Origin of the sequence: Streptomyces sp. NPDC001530, from assembly GCF_042894545.1 — a bacterium.
Classification (GTDB): domain Bacteria; phylum Actinomycetota; class Actinomycetes; order Streptomycetales; family Streptomycetaceae; genus Streptomyces.
Window position 1 is genome coordinate 130,321 of sequence record NZ_JBIAVS010000009.1, and the last position, 15,691, is coordinate 146,011.

Annotated in this window: 12 protein-coding genes; 5 read left to right on the top strand and 7 right to left on the bottom strand. The window is 71.8% G+C overall.

Going from position 1 to position 15,691, the window contains the following annotated elements; translation table 11 throughout:
* Position 1: 1 nt before the first annotated feature.
* Entirely contained in the window at positions 2-613 is a 612-nt protein-coding gene (locus ACFY0T_RS19840; protein WP_388871853.1) for a (2Fe-2S)-binding protein, read from the bottom strand.
* A complete protein-coding gene (locus tag ACFY0T_RS19845) occupies positions 613-1,503 on the bottom strand; it encodes an FAD binding domain-containing protein (protein ID WP_388871855.1) in 891 nt (296 codons plus the stop codon). Before ACFY0T_RS19845 ends, ACFY0T_RS19840 begins: the two co-directional genes overlap by 1 nt.
* Before the next feature lie 388 nt (positions 1,504-1,891).
* Between ACFY0T_RS19845 and ACFY0T_RS19850 the strand changes: the two genes are divergently transcribed.
* Both ACFY0T_RS19850 and ACFY0T_RS19855 read left to right on the top strand, forming a co-directional pair.
* On the top strand, positions 1,892-3,565 hold the full coding sequence (locus tag ACFY0T_RS19850; RefSeq protein ID WP_388871858.1) for a PucR family transcriptional regulator: 1,674 nt from the start codon (positions 1,892-1,894) through the stop codon (positions 3,563-3,565).
* 134 nt (positions 3,566-3,699) lie between these two features.
* Positions 3,700-4,473 carry a hypothetical protein gene (locus ACFY0T_RS19855; RefSeq protein WP_388871860.1) on the top strand — a complete coding sequence of 258 codons (774 nt, stop codon included), beginning with the start codon at positions 3,700-3,702 and terminating at the stop codon, positions 4,471-4,473.
* Positions 4,474-4,551: 78 nt separating this feature from the next.
* Here ACFY0T_RS19855 and ACFY0T_RS19860 read toward each other — a convergent pair whose 3' ends face one another.
* Positions 4,552-4,863 (bottom strand): hypothetical protein, encoded by a 312-nt coding sequence (locus ACFY0T_RS19860; RefSeq protein ID WP_388871863.1) that lies wholly within the window; start codon positions 4,861-4,863, stop codon positions 4,552-4,554.
* A 212-nt stretch (positions 4,864-5,075) separates the two neighbouring features.
* Complete coding sequence (locus ACFY0T_RS19865; protein WP_388871866.1) at positions 5,076-5,927, bottom strand: GntR family transcriptional regulator; 852 nt, start codon at positions 5,925-5,927, stop codon at positions 5,076-5,078.
* A gap of 156 nt (positions 5,928-6,083) precedes the next feature.
* Here ACFY0T_RS19865 and ACFY0T_RS19870 point away from each other — a divergent pair, with 156 nt between their 5' ends.
* Both ACFY0T_RS19870 and ACFY0T_RS19875 read left to right on the top strand, forming a co-directional pair.
* Entirely contained in the window at positions 6,084-6,962 is an 879-nt protein-coding gene (locus tag ACFY0T_RS19870; protein WP_388871869.1) for a (2Fe-2S)-binding protein, read from the top strand.
* A 302-nt stretch (positions 6,963-7,264) separates the two neighbouring features.
* The gene (locus ACFY0T_RS19875) at positions 7,265-8,305 is read left to right on the top strand and encodes a DUF2637 domain-containing protein (protein ID WP_388871872.1); all 1,041 of its coding nucleotides are present in this window, start codon (positions 7,265-7,267) and stop codon (positions 8,303-8,305) included.
* Positions 8,306-8,409: 104 nt separating this feature from the next.
* Here ACFY0T_RS19875 and ACFY0T_RS19880 read toward each other — a convergent pair whose 3' ends face one another.
* Positions 8,410-8,862 (bottom strand): ATP-binding protein, encoded by a 453-nt coding sequence (locus ACFY0T_RS19880; protein ID WP_388871875.1) that lies wholly within the window; start codon positions 8,860-8,862, stop codon positions 8,410-8,412.
* Positions 8,863-9,078: 216 nt separating this feature from the next.
* On the opposite strand from ACFY0T_RS19880, the gene ACFY0T_RS19885 reads away from it, so the two are divergent.
* Positions 9,079-12,087: an alpha-mannosidase gene (locus ACFY0T_RS19885; protein WP_388871878.1), complete on the top strand. Its 3,009-nt coding sequence runs from the start codon at positions 9,079-9,081 to the stop codon at positions 12,085-12,087.
* 52 nt (positions 12,088-12,139) lie between these two features.
* Here the strand turns inward: ACFY0T_RS19885 and ACFY0T_RS19890 are convergent, their stop codons facing one another.
* Together ACFY0T_RS19890 and ACFY0T_RS19895 are read right to left on the bottom strand one after the other, a co-directional pair.
* Positions 12,140-13,882, bottom strand: coding sequence for a pyruvate dehydrogenase (locus tag ACFY0T_RS19890; RefSeq protein WP_388871880.1), 1,743 nt, complete (start codon positions 13,880-13,882; stop codon positions 12,140-12,142).
* Positions 13,883-13,944: 62 nt separating this feature from the next.
* Positions 13,945-15,687: a protein phosphatase 2C domain-containing protein gene (locus tag ACFY0T_RS19895; RefSeq protein WP_388871883.1), complete on the bottom strand. Its 1,743-nt coding sequence runs from the start codon at positions 15,685-15,687 to the stop codon at positions 13,945-13,947.
* Positions 15,688-15,691 lie beyond the last annotated feature (4 nt).

Below are 15,691 nucleotides of genomic sequence, written 5' to 3' on the forward strand. Positions count from 1 at the left end.
GTCAGACCGCCTCAGACTGCCGGGCGGCCGCGAGGCGGACCGCGTCCATGATCTTCTCGTAGCCGGTGCAGCGGCAGAGGTTGCCCGAGAGCGCCTCGCGGATGTCCGCGTCGGTCGGGTTCGGGGTGCGCTCCAGCATCTCGTCGGCCGCGACCAGCAGACCCGGGGTGCAGAAGCCGCACTGGACGGCGCCGGCGTCGATGAACGCCTGCTGGATCGGAGAGAGCGTCGCACGCGGGGAAACGCCGCCGCCCTCGCCGGTCTGCGAGTCGTGGCCCTTGGCCGCCCACTGCTTGGCCTCGTCGAGCGAGGTGCCGGACGTGTCGCACGCGCCCGTGCCGCAACCGCCGTGCTCCGCACGCTGCTTGGCGTAGTCCGCGAGCCCCTCGACCGTGACGACCTCGCGGCCCTCGACCTGACCGGCCGCGACCAGACACGAACACACCGGCACACCGTCGAGGCGGACCGTGCAGGAACCGCACTCGCCCTGCTCACAGGCGTTCTTCGAACCCGGCAGGCCCAGGCGCTCACGCAGCACGTACAGAAGGGACTCGCCCTCCCACACGTCGTCGGCTTCCTGCTGACGGCCGTTGACCGTGAAATTGACGCGCATTACGCGACTCCCTCCGTGGTGGCGGCGGTGCCGCGGTAGGACTCCCAGGTCCAGGTCAGGGTGCGGCGGGCCATGATGCCGACCGCGTGGCGGCGGTAGCTCGCCGTGCCCCGGACGTCGTCGATCGGGTTGCAGGCGGCGGAGCACAGGTCCGCGAACTGCTTGGCGACCGATGGGGTGATGATCTTCCCGTTGTCCCAGAAGCCGCCCTCTTCGAGCGCCGCGTTCAGGAACTCCTCGGCGGCCTTGGCGCGCACCGGGGTGGGCGCGGCCGAGCCGATGCCGGTGCGGACCGCGCGGGTCTCGGGGTGCAGCGCCAGGCCGAAGGCGCACACCGCGATTACCATCGCGTTGCGGGTGCCGACCTTCGAGTACTGCTGCGGGCCGTCCGCCTTCTTGATGTGCACGGCCCTGATCAGCTCGTCGGCCGCGAGGGCGTTGCGCTTCACGCCGGTGTAGAACGCGTCGATCGGGATCAGCCGCGAGCCGCGTACGGACGCGACCTCGACCTCGGCGCCCGCCGCGAGGAGCGCGGGGTGGGCGTCACCGGCCGGGGAGGCGGTGCCGAGGTTGCCACCGACGCCGCCGCGGTTGCGGATCTGCGGCGAGGCCACGGTGTGGGAGGCCAGGGCAAGGCCGGGAAGCTCGCCGCGCAGGTTCTCCATGATCTTGGTGTACGGAACGGAGGCGCCCAGGCGCACGCTCTCCTCGCCGACCTCCCACTCGCTCAGCTCGCCGATGCGGTTCAGATCAAGGAGGTACTCGGGCCGGCGGTGGTCGAAGTTGATCTCGACCATCACATCGGTGCCACCCGCAATCGGCACAGCGGTGGGGTGCTCAGCCTTGGCGGCGAGCGCCTCCTCCCAGCTGGCGGGGCGAAGGAAGTCCATGAGTGGCTCTCTTCTTCGTAATCGTGGGTCGTTCTGATCAAGCCAGATCGTGTGCGGCGGGCCCGGCTCGTTCATGTGCAGTTAACGCGGATTGGTGTCAGTACACCGCTCCGTCCTCCAGCGGGGTCAGTCACCGAAACCATGAAGGAGTTGGCTGGCCAGGGCGCTCATCTTGTAGATTCGTATGAACGGAGGTCATCAGTAACCTCTCTGTTTTCCCCTGGAAACAGTGAGCACAGCCCCCTGGAAACAGAGACCACAGCCCCTCGAACAGTGAGCACAGCCTCGAAAGCCCAGGACACAGGCCCGGGCGGGCGGAGAACCCCTCTCACGGGGGCCTCACACGGACCCATCGTAGATTTCAAGACAGAGAACGGCGGCGAAGAGAATGCGGCTGCGCGCACTGCTGGACACCGACGCGCTGGGCCTGCGGCTGCTCGGCGGCGAGGACGAGTTGGACCGCACCGTACGCGGTGTGATGACCACGGACCTCAAGGACCCCAGCCGCTATCTCTCGGGCGGCGAGCTGGTCCTCACCGGCCTCGCCTGGCGGCACGACGCCGCCGACTCCGAGCCCTTCGTACGCATCCTCGCGGGCGCCGGGGTGGCGGCGCTCGCCGCCGGTGAGGCGGAGCTCGGCGACATCCCCGACGACCTGGTCGTGGCCTGCGCCCGGCACCGGCTGCCGCTGTTCGCGGTGAACGAGTCGGTGGCCTTCGCGACGATCACCGAGCACGTCGTACGGCAGGTCTCGGGCGAGCGCGCCGGGGACCTGGCCGCCGTGGTGGACCGGCACCGGCGGATGATGACCTCCGGTCCGGCGGGCGGCGGTCCCGACGTGGTCCTGGACCTGCTCGGCAGCGACCTGGACCTGCGCGCCTGGGTACTCTCGCCCACCGGACGGCCCATCGCCGGCTCGAAGGTCGCGGGCGCCGCGCTGCCCGCGGACGTGTGCGCCAAGCTGGCCGCCGAACACCTGGCGGCGGCGCGCACCGGCCGCCGTGGGCCGCACCGGGTGACGGTCGGCACGACGACGTACTCGCTCTTCCCGATCCGCTCCTCCGGGCGCTCCACGGGCGCCTCCCGGGACGTCCGCGAGACGGTGCTCTCCGACTGGCTGCTCGCCGTCGAGGCGGACGCCTGGGACTGGCCCGAGGAGCGGCTCGACCTGCTCCAGGGCGTCACCCAGCTGATCGCCGTGGAACGGGACCGGCGGGACGCGGCGCGCACGGTGCGGCGGCGGCTCGCGCAGGAGGTCCTGGAGCTGGTGCAGACGGGCGCCGCGCCCGCCGAGATCGCGGCGCGGCTGCGGGTGGCCGCGCCGGTGCTGCTGCCGGGCCTCGGCGCCGCCCCGCACTGGCAGGTGGTCGTGGCGCGCGTCGAGTGGGACGGCGGAGATATCCAGGGCGGTCCGGTCGCCCAGTCGCTCCTGGAGGAGATCCTCGTCGACCCGCTGTCCACGGGGCCCGAGCCCTCCGACCGCATCGCCGTCGCCCACACGGGTGACGAGGCGATCGCGCTCGTCCCCCTTCCGGCGGTGTCGACGGAGCACGACGGCTCGGAGTCGGGACTGCTCGCCGACACGCTCCTGGAGGCCGTACGGGACCCGCTGTCGTCCGGTCTGAACGACGACGGACGGCTCACGCTCGGCGTCAGCGCCGCCGTGCACTCGGCGGAGGGGCTGCGCGGCGCGCTCGAGGAGGCCCGGCATGCGCGCCGGGTCGCCGCGGCGCGCCCCGGGCGGGTGTGCGCGGCCGGGCACCAGGAGCTGGCGTCGCACGTCCTCCTGCTGCCGTTCGTGCCCGACGACGTACGCCGCGCCTTCACCGCCCGGCTCCTCGACCCGCTGCGCGACTACGACCGCCGCCACCGCGCCGAGCTGATCCCGACCCTGGAGGCGTTCCTCGACTGCGACGGCTCGTGGACGCGCTGCGCCACGCGTCTCCACCTGCACGTCAACACGCTGCGCTACCGGGTGGGGCGCATCGAGCAGTTGACGAGTCGTGATCTGTCCCGCCTCGAGGACAAGTTGGACTTCTTCCTGGCACTGCGTATGAGCTGATTCCGGCACCCCGGAAGAGCCGACGGACTCCTATGACTTTGTGAAATCCTTCACCCAGCCCCTTGGCCGGGCCCCGCGATCCGTGCTGAGATGCCACCACTCAACAGCTCAATGGTGTGCTCGGGGAGGGCAACGTGGCGCATACCGCCATGTCTGGTTCCGGAACGACTGCAGGGGACGATCCACTCCAGACCGCGGTATGGCGGCTGCGCTCGCGCGCCTGCTGGGCCGACGCGGCCGCGCTGCTCCAGCCGCACACCGCGGGGGCGGCGCTGCAGAGAGCCTCGCTCCTCGTCGAGCGGTGTCTGTACACCGAGCAGGGCTGGGCCGAGGCGGAGGACGCCCTGCGCACGGCCGAGGCGGTGGCCCAGAGCGACGACGAGCGGGGCGCGGCGGCCTGTGAGCGCGGGCAGCTCGCGTACGCGGCCACGCTGCTCGGCGTACGCGACCGCGCGGACGAGGCGCGTGCCGCGCTCGGCCGGGCGGCGGCGCTGCTCACTCCCGGGGCGCCCGGGCGGGCCCTCCTCGACTTCCGGCGCGGGCTGCTCGCCGAGAACCTCGCGCACGCGCCGCAGGCCGCGCGGGCCGCGTACCGGCGTGCGCACGCGGGTGCGGTCGCCCACGGCGATCCGCTGCTGCTCTCCTTCACCTGGCGGCATCTTGCCGGACTCGCCCTGCGGGACGGGGAGTTGGCGGAGGCGCGGCATGGGTTCGCCGAATCCCTGCGGATTCGGGAGGAGTTGGGGTATCTCGTGGGTACGGCTCCGGCGCTGGCGTCGTTGGCCGACGCCGAGGCCGAGCCGGAGGCGTCCCGGCTGCGCGCCGAGGCGGGGCGGCTGTTCCGCCTGCTCGGCGGGGTGCCGACGTGGCTGGCACGGCAGTTGACGCCGCCGGCAGCCACGGCGTGAACGCCCCGCTGTAGAGGCTTGTTCGGACGCTGCGGGCAGTTCGTGGCTGGTCGCGCAGTTCGCCGCGCCCTTACGGGGCTAGTCGCTCTGGACGTGTGCCAACAAGTTCCGGGCGAACGTCGCCACGTTGGTGCGGAGTTCGGGGTCGCGGGCCACGTAGACGACGACCGCGACGATCACCAGGAGCGTCAGGAAGCCGCGCAGTCCGCCGCCACGGCCGCCGCCGTAGGACATGGGGCGGTGCATGGGGGGCGGGCCCGAGTGAGGGCCGTGGGCGCGGGCCATGTCGTGCATGTGGCGATGCTGGCGTACGTGGTTCTGGTGGATCTGCTGGGCCTGCTGGGCGGCCTGCTGTGCCTGTTGCTGTGCCATGAAGGACGGGTCGGGCATCGGTCTCTCCCCCGGTTTTCGGTCCGGCTCTCGCCGTGTACACGGAGGCACGCGGGCGGGGCGGGTCCGGGTTCCCGGCGGCGGGGTGTGTTGCGCGGACCGTACGGATCCGTGACACGGGCGAGCGGAAGAGCACGTACCGCAGGCTTCAGGGCAAAGCGGACGCAGGACAAAGCGGACGCAGGACGAAGGGGGCGCAGGACAAAGCGACTTCAGCACGCGCCGGCGAAGTGCTCCCCTACGAGCGACTGCACGACCGGCAGGTCCTGGGCGATCAACGCGTCCAGGAGGGCGGTGTGTTCGGCGGCGTCGGCCACGAGGTCGGCGCGGCCGCGGGTTGCGGGGCCGCCGACGAGGGGCCACTGGGCGCGGCGGTGCAGGTCCTCCGCGATCTGGACCAGTTGGGCGTTGCCGGCGAGGGCGAGCACCGCGCGATGGAAGGCACGGTCGGACTCGGCGTAGGTCGCGCGACAGCCCGAGGACGCGGCCCGGACCGTGGCCTCGGCGACGGGGCGCAGCTCCGCCCAGCGGGCGGCGGGCACGGTGCGCGCGAGGCGCAGCATCACCGGGACCTCGATCAGGGCGCGGATCTCGGCGAGTTCGGCCAGTTCGCGCGTGCCGCGCTCGACGACCCGGAAGCCCCGGTTGGGTACGACCTCGACGGCGCCCTCCAGGGCGAGCTGCTGCATCGCCTCCCGTACGGGCGTGGCGGACACCCCGAACCGCTCACCGAGCGCGGGCGCCGAGTACACCTCTCCGGGCGCGAGCTCGCCCGCGACGAGCGCGGTGCGCAGGGCGTCGAGGATCTGCCCGCGCACCGAGGCCCGCTGGACCACGGGACGCGCGCTCTCCACGCGGGGCCGCGGGATGGGCGCCTCGCTGTGCGTGTGCTCGCCACGAGCCGCGGCACCCGCACCCGCACCCGCGTCCATGGCGGCGGGCCCCCGCTTCCGGTTCACGTCCGCGGCCTGCGGCTGTGCGGGCACCCGGACGGCCCCCGTACGAATCTCCGGGCCCCCGGCCCCGGCGGAGCCGTGCGCGCTGCGCGGACCGGCTTGCTCCACGGGGTCCTCCTCCGGGCTTGGTGGTACTTGGGGTCATTGCGGCGGTTGTTACCCGTCCGTCAAGCACGATAGGCGCACATGGCCTCAGTTCAAACATCACGAACAGCAGGTAAGGTAAGCCTAACCTGTAAACGATCGTGAAGCGGTGATCCCCGCATGTCCGCCCCCACCCTGCCCTCAGACACCCCGGCCGACACCGGCGTGCGCCCGGCCCGCTCGGCCGTCGCGGACGCGTACGCCCGGCTGACCGAGGTTTTCCCGGGGCTGAGCGTGACCGAGCTGGGACTCGGGGAGGCGGCCCCACGGGACGGTGACCGGGTCTGCGCCGCCCGGCTCGCGGAGGGCGGGGCCGACCTCGACGCGTTCCTGGCGTGGGATGAGACACAGGTGATGAGGGACTACGGACAGCGGGCGCGGCCCGATGTCGTGGCCACCTTTGGGCTGCACCGGTACGCCTGGCCCGCCTGCCTGCTGATCACCGTTCCCTGGTTCCTGCAGCGGCGCGTGCCCCGCTTTCCTGTGGAGCACGTCACATACCAGCGCACCCTGGGGCGCATGGCCGTCCGCGTCACCACGTTCGCCTGCCTGCCCGACGATCCGGCGGCCGGCCTGCCCGGCGCCCGGGTCGTCCCTGACGAGGAGGCGCTACGGGCGCAGGTGCGGGCCGCCGTGGCCGAGCACCTGGAGCCGGTCCTCGGCGGCTTCGGCCCGCGCATGCGGCGGCGCGGCCGGGCCCTGTGGGGCATGGCGACCGACGAGATCGTCGAGGGCCTCTGGTACGTCGCCCATCTGCTCGGCGAGGAGCGGCGCGCGATGCGCGAGCTGGAGCTGCTGCTGCCGGGGGCGACCCGGCCGTACGTCGGTTCCGCCGCGTTCCGTGAACTGACGGGTCCGAACGGGGAGTCGCTGCCCACCCGCGACCGGGCGAGCTGCTGCCTCTTCTACACCCTGCGCCCCGAAGAAACGTGTGTCACGTGCCCGCGCACCTGCGACGCGGATCGCGTGGCCAAGTTGACGGCCACGGCGTTGAGTTGAGGCACCCTCAGGCCGAGGCCCACCCCCGGTCCCGTAAGATCATTCGCGACTGGCACACCCGCACGGTTACAGGCGATTCACAACTTCCTCACTTGTCGCAGGAACTTTCCGTGGAACCATCCGTACGGGTAATCTTATTCGCACTCAACTCCCGGCCCTCGCACGGAAGTTCGAGCAGAATGTCGCCCTGCGCATCCCCTTGCACTCCCTTGGCGGCCTCTTGCCCCGAAACCCCCTGAGGGCCGACGGGATTGGGCCACTATGGCGGGCGTTACGCCCTATCCCAATGCAAGGGACCCCAGATGAGACTGACCGACATATCGCTGAACTGGCTGCTTCCGGGCGCCGTTTTGCTCCTGGGACTGCTGGCGGCGGTGGCGGTGCTCGCGCGCGGCAAGCGGTCCGGGGAGAACGCGAGCAGCGACGACTCGTGGGAGCGCAGCGAGGAGCGTCGCAGGCGTAAGGAAGCCATCTACGGCACGGCTTCCTACGTGCTGTTGTTCTGCTGTGCCGCGGTCGCCGCAGCGCTCTCCTTCCACGGCCTGGTCGGCTTCGGCGAGCAGAACCTCGGCCTCTCCGACGGCTGGGAGTACCTCGTCCCGTTCGGCCTGGACGGCGCGGCCATGTTCTGCTCCGTCCTCGCGGTGCGCGAGGCCAGCCACGGTGACGCGGCGCTCGGCTCCCGGATACTCGTGTGGACGTTCGCGGGTGCCGCGGCCTGGTTCAACTGGGTGCACGCCCCCCGGGGCATCGACCACGCGGGCGCCCCGCACTTCTTCGCGGGCATGTCACTGTCGGCCGCGGTGCTGTTCGACCGCGCGCTGAAGCAGACCCGCCGTGCCGCACTGCGTGAGCAGGGCCTGGTCCCGCGTCCGCTGCCGCAGATCCGTATCGTCCGCTGGCTGCGCGCGCCCCGTGAGACGTACAGCGCCTGGTCGCTGATGCTTCTGGAGAACGTCCGCACGCTGGACGAGGCCGTGGACGAGGTGCGCGAGGACCGGCGTCAGAAGGAGCAGAACCGACTGCGCCGCCGGAACGAGGAGCGGGTCGAGCGGGCGCACCTCAAGGCGCTCAGCCGCGGCCACCGGGGCCTGCCCGGCCGGGGCGGCGCCCGGCAGCAGCTGGAGACCACCGTGGAGCGCGCTCCCGCCCAGGCCACCGCGGAGCCTGCCATATCGACCGCGGAGCAGCTGCCCGTACGCTCGCGGCCCTCCCTTACGCCCGTCCGCAAGAGCACTGAGCCGATCACCGTCGACCTCACCGCGGAGGACGACACCATGGCCCTGCCGCGGCTCGACTCCCTGGAGCGCAAGCTCAAGGACCTCGAGCAGCAGTTCGGCTGAGGCGAGGCCAAGGCTCAGGCCTGCGTTCTGGATCGGGCTCAAGCCCGGGGTCCCCGGCCGGTTCACCGGCCGGGTCCGGACACGACTACGGCGGCGTGGTGTTCTTACACCACGCCGCCGTCCAGTTCGAACCACACCGCCTTGCCCACCCCGTGTGCCCGTACGCCCCACGCGTCGGCGAGGGACTGGACGAGAACGAGGCCTCTGCCATGCGTACCGTCGTCGGCGTTCGGTACCCGCAGTCTGGGCCTGCGTCCCACGAAGTCCCGCACCTCCACGCGGAGCCCGTGGGGTCCGACGGTGGCCGTCAGGACGGCGTCGTGGTCGGTGTGAACGAGTGCGTTGGTGACGAGCTCGCTGGTCAGCAGCTCGGCTATCTCGGACCTTCCCGGCTTCCCCCAGTGCCGTAAGAGTTCCCTCAGTGCTTTCCTGGCCTCGGGCACCGCCCGCAGGTCGGCCCGTCCCAGCCTGCGCCGGAGCTGCGCGTCACCCGGCTGGTCCGTCGTCTTGTCGGTCTCTTCCTCCACTGCCTTCGCGGAGGAGGCCCCGATGGCCATCGGACCACCTCCTCGTGCCTGCCTCTTCATGACCCCCGCCTGCACGCCGATGTCGGTTCCCCTCCTGCTCGAACACGTTCACGGGGATCCATGCCCCGTCGGGCACGCGACAGTCATGTCGAATCGTCAACCACCCGCCGCACGGTCACGGATGCGCGACTCCGCCGCGGGGAAGTGACACTTTGGACAGAGCCGTCCGAGCGCCGAGGAGCCGCCGTGCACGATGACCGTTCGCTGGTGGAGGCGCGCCTGGAGCGCGCGCTGCGGCAGTTCCTGCGCCCCGCGCAGTACGCGGACCGGATGCCGCTGGTGCTGTCCGTGTGGCATGTGCCGGGCGAGCCGGTGCCCGTCGACCAGGCACTGCAGGGCGCCTACGAGCCCTTCACGACCGGCACGGTCTGGGGAAAGCCCTGGTCGACGAGTTGGTTCCGGATCGAGGGCCGGGTGCCCGAGGAGTGGGCGGGCCGCCGGGTGGAGGTGGTGATCGACCCCGGCTTCACGGGGGACGGACCCGGTTTCCAGGCGGAGGGCCTCCTGTACGACGCTGCCGGCGTCCCCCTCAAGGGCATTCACCCGCGCAACCGGCACCTGACCGTCGCGTCGCCCGCGAGGGGAGGCGAGGCCGTGCATCTGCTCCTTGAGGCGGCGGCCAACCCGGCGGTCCTGCACGGCTTCGAACCGACCTTCCTCGGAGACGTGCTGACCGCGGGCGATCGGCCCATCTACCGATTCGCCGCTGCCGATCTCGCCGTACTCGACGAGGACGTCTGGGGTCTCGTCATCGACGTCGAGGTCCTTTCGGAGCTGATGTACGAGCTGGACGCGGACCGGCCGCGACGGCACGAGATCCTGCGGGCCCTCGAGAACATGCTGGACGCCCTCGATCTGCACGACGTGTCCGGTACGGCGGCCGCCGCCCGCGCCGAGCTGACGGACGTCCTGGCCCGGCCGGCCTCGGCGAGCGCGCACCGGATCTCGGCGGCCGGGCACGCGCACATCGACTCGGCGTGGCTGTGGCCGCTGCGCGAGACGGTCCGCAAGGCCTCCCGCACCTTCGCCAACGTCACCGCGCTGGCCCAGGGCTACCCGGAGCTGGTCTTCGCCTGTTCGCAGGCCCAGCAGTACGCCTGGGTCAAGGAGCACCAGCCGCACATCTGGGAGCGCATCAAGAAGGCGGTGGAGAACGGGAATTGGGCCCCCGTGGGCTCCATGTGGGTCGAGTCGGACGCCAACATGCCGGGCGGCGAGGCACTGGCCCGGCAGATCATCCACGGCAAGCGGTTCTTCGCACAGGAACTGGGCGTCGAGACCGAGGAGATCTGGCTGCCGGACTCCTTCGGCTACACGGCCGCCTTCCCGCAGCTGGCGAAGCTCGCGGGCGTCCGCTGGTTCCTCACCCAGAAACTGAGCTGGAACCAGTCCAACAAGATGCCCCACCACACCTTCTGGTGGGAGGGCATCGACGGCACCCGTGTCTTCACCCACTTCCCGCCCGTGGACACCTACAACTCCCAGTTCCACGGCCGCGAACTCGCCCACGCGGAACGTAACTTCGCCGACAAGGGGCGCGCCACCCGCTCCCTCGTCCCCTTCGGCTGGGGCGACGGCGGCGGCGGTCCGACCCGCGACATGCTGGAGAAGGCACGGCGGTTGCGGTCCCTGGAGGGCTCGCCGCGCGTCGAGATCGAGAAGCCGTCGGCGTTCTTCGCTGCCGCCGAGGAGGAGTACGGGGCTCATGCACCGGTGTGGTCCGGCGAGCTGTATCTGGAGCTGCACCGGGCCACGTACACCACTCAGGCCAAGACGAAGCAGGGCAACCGACGATCCGAACACGCCTTGCGCGAGGCCGAGTTGTGGTGCACCGCGGCGGCCGTACGCGATCCGTCGTACGCCTACCCGTACGACGCCCTCGACCGGCTGTGGAAGACGGTGCTGCTGCATCAGTTCCACGACATCCTGCCGGGGTCGTCGATCGCGTGGGTGCACCGGGAGGCGCGGGAGACCTACGCGCGGGTGCTGGCGGAGCTGGAGGAGATCACCACGGCGGCGGTACGGGCGCTGGGGCCGGGCTCGCCCGCGGTACTGAACGCCTCCCCGTACGCGCGCACGGAGGTGGTCGGGGACAAACTGGTGACGGTGCCGGGGCTGGGGAGCAGCGCGGTATCAGCGGCTGTCGGAGAGGAGGTCCGGGCCGAACAGAACGGTGACACCATCCTGTTGGAGAACCGGTGGCTGCGGGCGACGGTGGACCGCGACGGGCTGCTCTCCTCCGTCCGGGACCGCGTGGCCGACCGTGAAGTGCTCAGCGGCCCCGGCAACCTCCTCCAGCTGCACCCGGACCACCCCAACGCGTGGGACGCCTGGGACATCGACCGGCACTACCGGCGCAAGCACACGGACCTGACGGCCGCCGAGTCGGTCGAGCTCGTCGAGAGCGGGCCGCTGCGGGCGACCGTCCGCGTCGTCCGCGCCTTCGGCAGGTCCCGCGTCACCCAGGAGATCCGGCTGACGGCCGCGAGCCGCCGGCTGGACATCGTGACGGACATCGACTGGCAGGAGTCGGAGAAGGTGCTCAAGGCCGCATTCCCGCTCGACGTGCACGCCGAACGCTCCGCCGCCGAGATCCAGTTCGGCCACGTGCACCGTCCCACCCACACCAACACCGGCTGGGACGCGGCCCGCTTCGAGATCTGTGCGCACCGCTGGCTGCGGGTCGCGGAGGAGTCGTACGGGGTCGCGGTGCTCAACGACTCGACGTACGGCCATGACGTGACCCGCACACCGCATGAGCACGGGCTCGGCACGACCCTGCGGCTGACGCTGCTGCGCGCCCCGCACAGCCCGGACCCGGAGACGGACCTGGGCACGCACCGGTTCACCTACGCGCTGTTGCCGGGCGCGGGCGTGGGGGACGCCGTCGCGGAGGGGCTGGCCCTGAACCTGCCGCTGCGGTCGGCCACGGCGCCGTCGCTCGAACCGCTGGTGAGCGTCGACAACCCGGCCGTCACCATCGAGTCGGTGAAGCTCGCCGAGGACCGCGGGGGCGATGTGGTGGTCCGGCTGTACGAGTCCCGGGGCGGGCGCGCCCGGGCCACGCTGACCACGGGCTTCCCGGTGGCCCGGGCCGAGGTGACCGACCTGCTGGAACGGCCGCTGCACGAGGCCCCGTCGGAGTTCTGGCTGCGGCCGTTCCAGATCCTCACGCTGCGGCTGCGGCCGGCCTAGGACGGCGGGCGCCCGGGCGCGCTGCTTGCCGCCGATGTCCCTGTCGCCGAGGCTAGGGCCGCGGCACGTTCCGCAGATTGGAGCGGGCCATCTGCACCATGCGGCCCACGCCCCCGTCGAGCACGATCTTCGACGCCGACAGCGCGAACCCCGTCACCATGTCCGCGCTGATCTTCGGCGGGATGGACAGGGCGTTGGGGTCGGTGACGATGTCGACGAGGGCCGGGCCCTTGTGCTTGAAGGCGTCCCTCAGGGCGCCGGCGAGCTGCTTGGGCTTCTCGACGCGCACGCCGTACGCCCCGCAGGCACGGGCGACGGCCGCGAAGTCGGGGTTCTTGTTCGTGGTGCCGTACGAGGGCAGCCCGGACACCAGCATCTCCAACTCGACCATGCTCAGGGAGGAGTTGTTGAAGAGGACGACCTTCACCGGCAGGTCGTACTGGACGAGGGTGAGGAAGTCGCCCATCAACATGGAGAAACCGCCGTCGCCGGACATCGAGACGACCTGCCGGTCGCGGTCGGTGAACTGGGCGCCGATCGCCATCGGCAGCGCGTTCGCCATCGATCCGTGCGAGAACGAACCGATGACGCGGCGGCGGCCGTTGGGCGAGATGTAGCGGGCCGCCCAGACGTTGCACATGCCGGTGTCGACGGTGAACACCGCGTCCTCGTCAGCGAGTTCGTCGAGCACGGAGGCGACGTACTCGGGGTGGATCGGGATGTGCTTCTCGACCTTCCTCGTGTACGCCTTGACGACGCCTTCGAGCGCGTCGGCGTGTTTCTTCAGCATCTTGTCGAGGAAGCGCCGGTTCTCCTTGGGCTTCACACGCGGGGTGAGGCAGCGCAGGGTCTCCTTGACATCGCCCCAGACCGCTAGGTCCAACTTCGAGCGCCGGCCCAGGTGTTCGGGGCGGACGTCGACCTGGGCGATCTTCACGTCGTTGGGCAGGAAGGCGGTGTACGGGAAGTCGGTGCCGAGCAGGATCAGCAGATCGCACTCGTTGGTGGCCTCGTAGGCGGCGCCGTAGCCGAGCAGCCCGCTCATGCCGACGTCGTACGGGTTGTCGTACTGGATCCACTCCTTGCCCCGCAGTGCGTGCCCGACCGGGGACTTGATCTTTCCGGCGAACTCCATGACCTCGGCGTGCGCGCCCGCCGTGCCGCTGCCGCAGAAGAGCGTGACCCTCTCCGCCTCGTCGATCAGCGCGACGAGCTTGTCGATCTCGGCGTCTCCGGGGCGGACGCTGGGCCGCGAGGTGACGAGGGCGGTCTCGACGGCCTTCTCCGGGGCGGGCTGGGAGGCGATGTCGCCGGGCAGGGAGACGACGCTCACGCCGCTCAGCCCCACCGCGTGCTGGATGGCGGTCTGCAGCAGCCTCGGCATCTGCTTGGGGCTGGAGATGAGTTCGCTGTAGTGACTGCACTCGCGGAAGAGCTGGTCGGGGTGGGTCTCCTGGAAATAGCCGAGGCCGATCTCGCTGGAGGGGATGTGCGAGGCGAGGGCGAGGACCGGGGCCATGGAGCGATGGGCGTCGTAGAGGCCGTTGATGAGATGGAGGTTGCCGGGACCGCAGGAGCCGGCGCAGGCGGTGAGCTTGCCGGTGATCTGCGCCTCCGCGCCCGCGGCGAAGGCGGCGGTCTCCTCGTGCCGGACGTGGATCCAGTCGATGGCCGCGTTGCGCCGGATGGCGTCGACGACCGGGTTGAGGCTGTCGCCGACGACTCCGTACAGGCGCTTGACTCCCGCGCGGACGAGGATGTCGACAAACTGTTCGGCGACGTTCTGCTTGGCCATGCTTCACGCACCTCTTCGCAATCCTTGGATCCGTTGGGTCCATGAATTCACAGGGCGCGCGGTTACGCCTCCCAAACGGCCGCAGCTGTCCGATCGTCGGCGTAACCCTTCACCCGCACCAGGGTGTCCGCGAGGAACGCGGCGAGGCCGGGCGGTTCCCCCGTCGACCACCGCGTCGTCAGGTGTTCGGCCAGTTCGGGTTCGCCGCGCAGCGGCTCCGCCAGGCCGCTGGTGCAGAGCAGGAGGGTGTCACCCGGGCGGGCGATGGAGGCGCGGAAGCGGAAGGGGTCGCGGGGCGGCGCGGGGGCGCGTTGGTACGGGCTCGGTGGTGTCGTGATGCCCAGGTCCATGGTGAGCCGGTCGCCCTCGGGGGTCTCGTGGGGCAGCGATCCGAAGCCGACCACGGCCTCGCCGGTGGCCTCCGCGACCCGCGGCTCGATGTCCTGCCATTCGCCGTCCCGCAGCCGGAACAGACCGCCCGCGCCGACGCCGAAGAAGACGCGCGTACGGCACTCCGGGTCGGCCGGCAGCAGCAGGCAGCGCAGGCTCGCGGTGTACTCCTCGGGTTCGATGCCCTGCTCGGCCGCGCTCGCCCGCAGCTTGCCGAGGCTGCGGTCGGTGAGCCGGTGCAGCCCCGACTTCAGGTCCCCGCGCCGGGCGGCCCGGATGTCCTCGGCGAGCTGTGCGTGGCTGCGGCCCACCGCCCGCCCGATCCACTGGCACGCCTCGGCGGCCGCCCGGTGCGCGCCCGGCGTGGCCCGCGCGCCGGTCGCCATCGCCACCAGCACCAGCGCCTGCTCCCCCGTCCCGAAGCGGACGGTGAGCAGCGAGTCCCGGCGCGGCTCGCCCCGGTACCGCCCGGAGTCCCCGCGCACGGACGCCGCCCGCAGGGTGCTCGTCCCACAACGCGCCCCGTCCAGCACGGTGTCGGCGACCAGGTCGCCGAGGTCGTCCGGGTCGGCGGGCGGCAGCGCGGTCGGTTCGGCGTCGTAGGTGGGCGGGCCCGAGCCGACGTAGTCGACGGCGGGCGGCTGTTGGGGCACGGAGAGGGCGGGTTCGCGGGGCGGGGCGTCCTGCGCGGCGGACGGCGGGGTGTCCTCCGGTGCGGAGGTCGGCCGCGGAGGCCGGGCGTCGGACGGGGTGAGGGGCACGGTGTCACCGGGACCCACGGAAGGGGGCGATGTGGGGGGCGGTGGCGTGTCCGCGGCTGCCCTCGACGCCGGCACCGCCGTGCCGGGTGACTCCGTGGACGGACGGTTCCCGGGCTGCCGCGTGGGGAACCCCGGCGGTGTCGGCCCGGGCGGGAAGGTCGCGGGAGGCGGCGGTTCGGCGGGCGGGGGCTCCCAGGGGGCGGGTTGCCGGGAGAGGCCGCTGCGCTGGAGCGGGCCGGGGTCGGCACCCTGCCCGGGGGCGTCACCGCCTTCCCACCGGCCGGGGCTCGGCGTCGGGCCCTCACCGCGCGGTGTCGCGCCGGGCCAGGCGACGGAAGGGGACCCACCTCCACGCTGCTCCGGTACGGCAGGAGGCTGCTCCGGCTCGACGGCGGGAACGGAAGCGGGACTGGGAGCAGGAGCGGGAGACGAGAACGGGACCGCGGGCGGCCGGTCCGGCTGGGGTGGGACATCGGGCTCGGGCGTGTCCGGTCGCCGGGCGGGCCCCTGCCCCACCGTCCCGGCGGCTGACGCAAACCGGTCGTCCAGGGAATCGGCCACGGCCGCGGGCCCCGTGTCCTCGGTGGAGTCGTCGTACAACTGCCCCCACCAGTCGTCCTCATGACCGGTCGGCTTCTCCCCCTGCTGGCTCATGCCC

Excerpts from the sequence above, each read along its gene's own strand:
- ACFY0T_RS19840 (WP_388871853.1), bottom strand. The coding sequence starts at position 613 with ATGCGCGTCAATTTCACGGTCAACGGCCGTCAGCAGGAAGCCGACGAC.
- ACFY0T_RS19845 (WP_388871855.1), bottom strand. The coding sequence starts at position 1,503 with ATGGACTTCCTTCGCCCCGCCAGCTGGGAGGAGGCGCTCGCCGCCAAG.
- ACFY0T_RS19850 (WP_388871858.1), top strand. The coding sequence starts at position 1,892 with ATGCGGCTGCGCGCACTGCTGGACACCGACGCGCTGGGCCTGCGGCTG.
- ACFY0T_RS19860 (WP_388871863.1), bottom strand. The coding sequence starts at position 4,863 with ATGCCCGACCCGTCCTTCATGGCACAGCAACAGGCACAGCAGGCCGCC.
- ACFY0T_RS19870 (WP_388871869.1), top strand. The coding sequence starts at position 6,084 with ATGTCCGCCCCCACCCTGCCCTCAGACACCCCGGCCGACACCGGCGTG.
- ACFY0T_RS19875 (WP_388871872.1), top strand. The coding sequence starts at position 7,265 with ATGAGACTGACCGACATATCGCTGAACTGGCTGCTTCCGGGCGCCGTT.
- ACFY0T_RS19880 (WP_388871875.1), bottom strand. The coding sequence starts at position 8,862 with ATGGCCATCGGGGCCTCCTCCGCGAAGGCAGTGGAGGAAGAGACCGAC.
- ACFY0T_RS19890 (WP_388871880.1), bottom strand. The coding sequence starts at position 13,882 with ATGGCCAAGCAGAACGTCGCCGAACAGTTTGTCGACATCCTCGTCCGC.
- ACFY0T_RS19895 (WP_388871883.1), bottom strand. The coding sequence starts at position 15,687 with ATGAGCCAGCAGGGGGAGAAGCCGACCGGTCATGAGGACGACTGGTGG.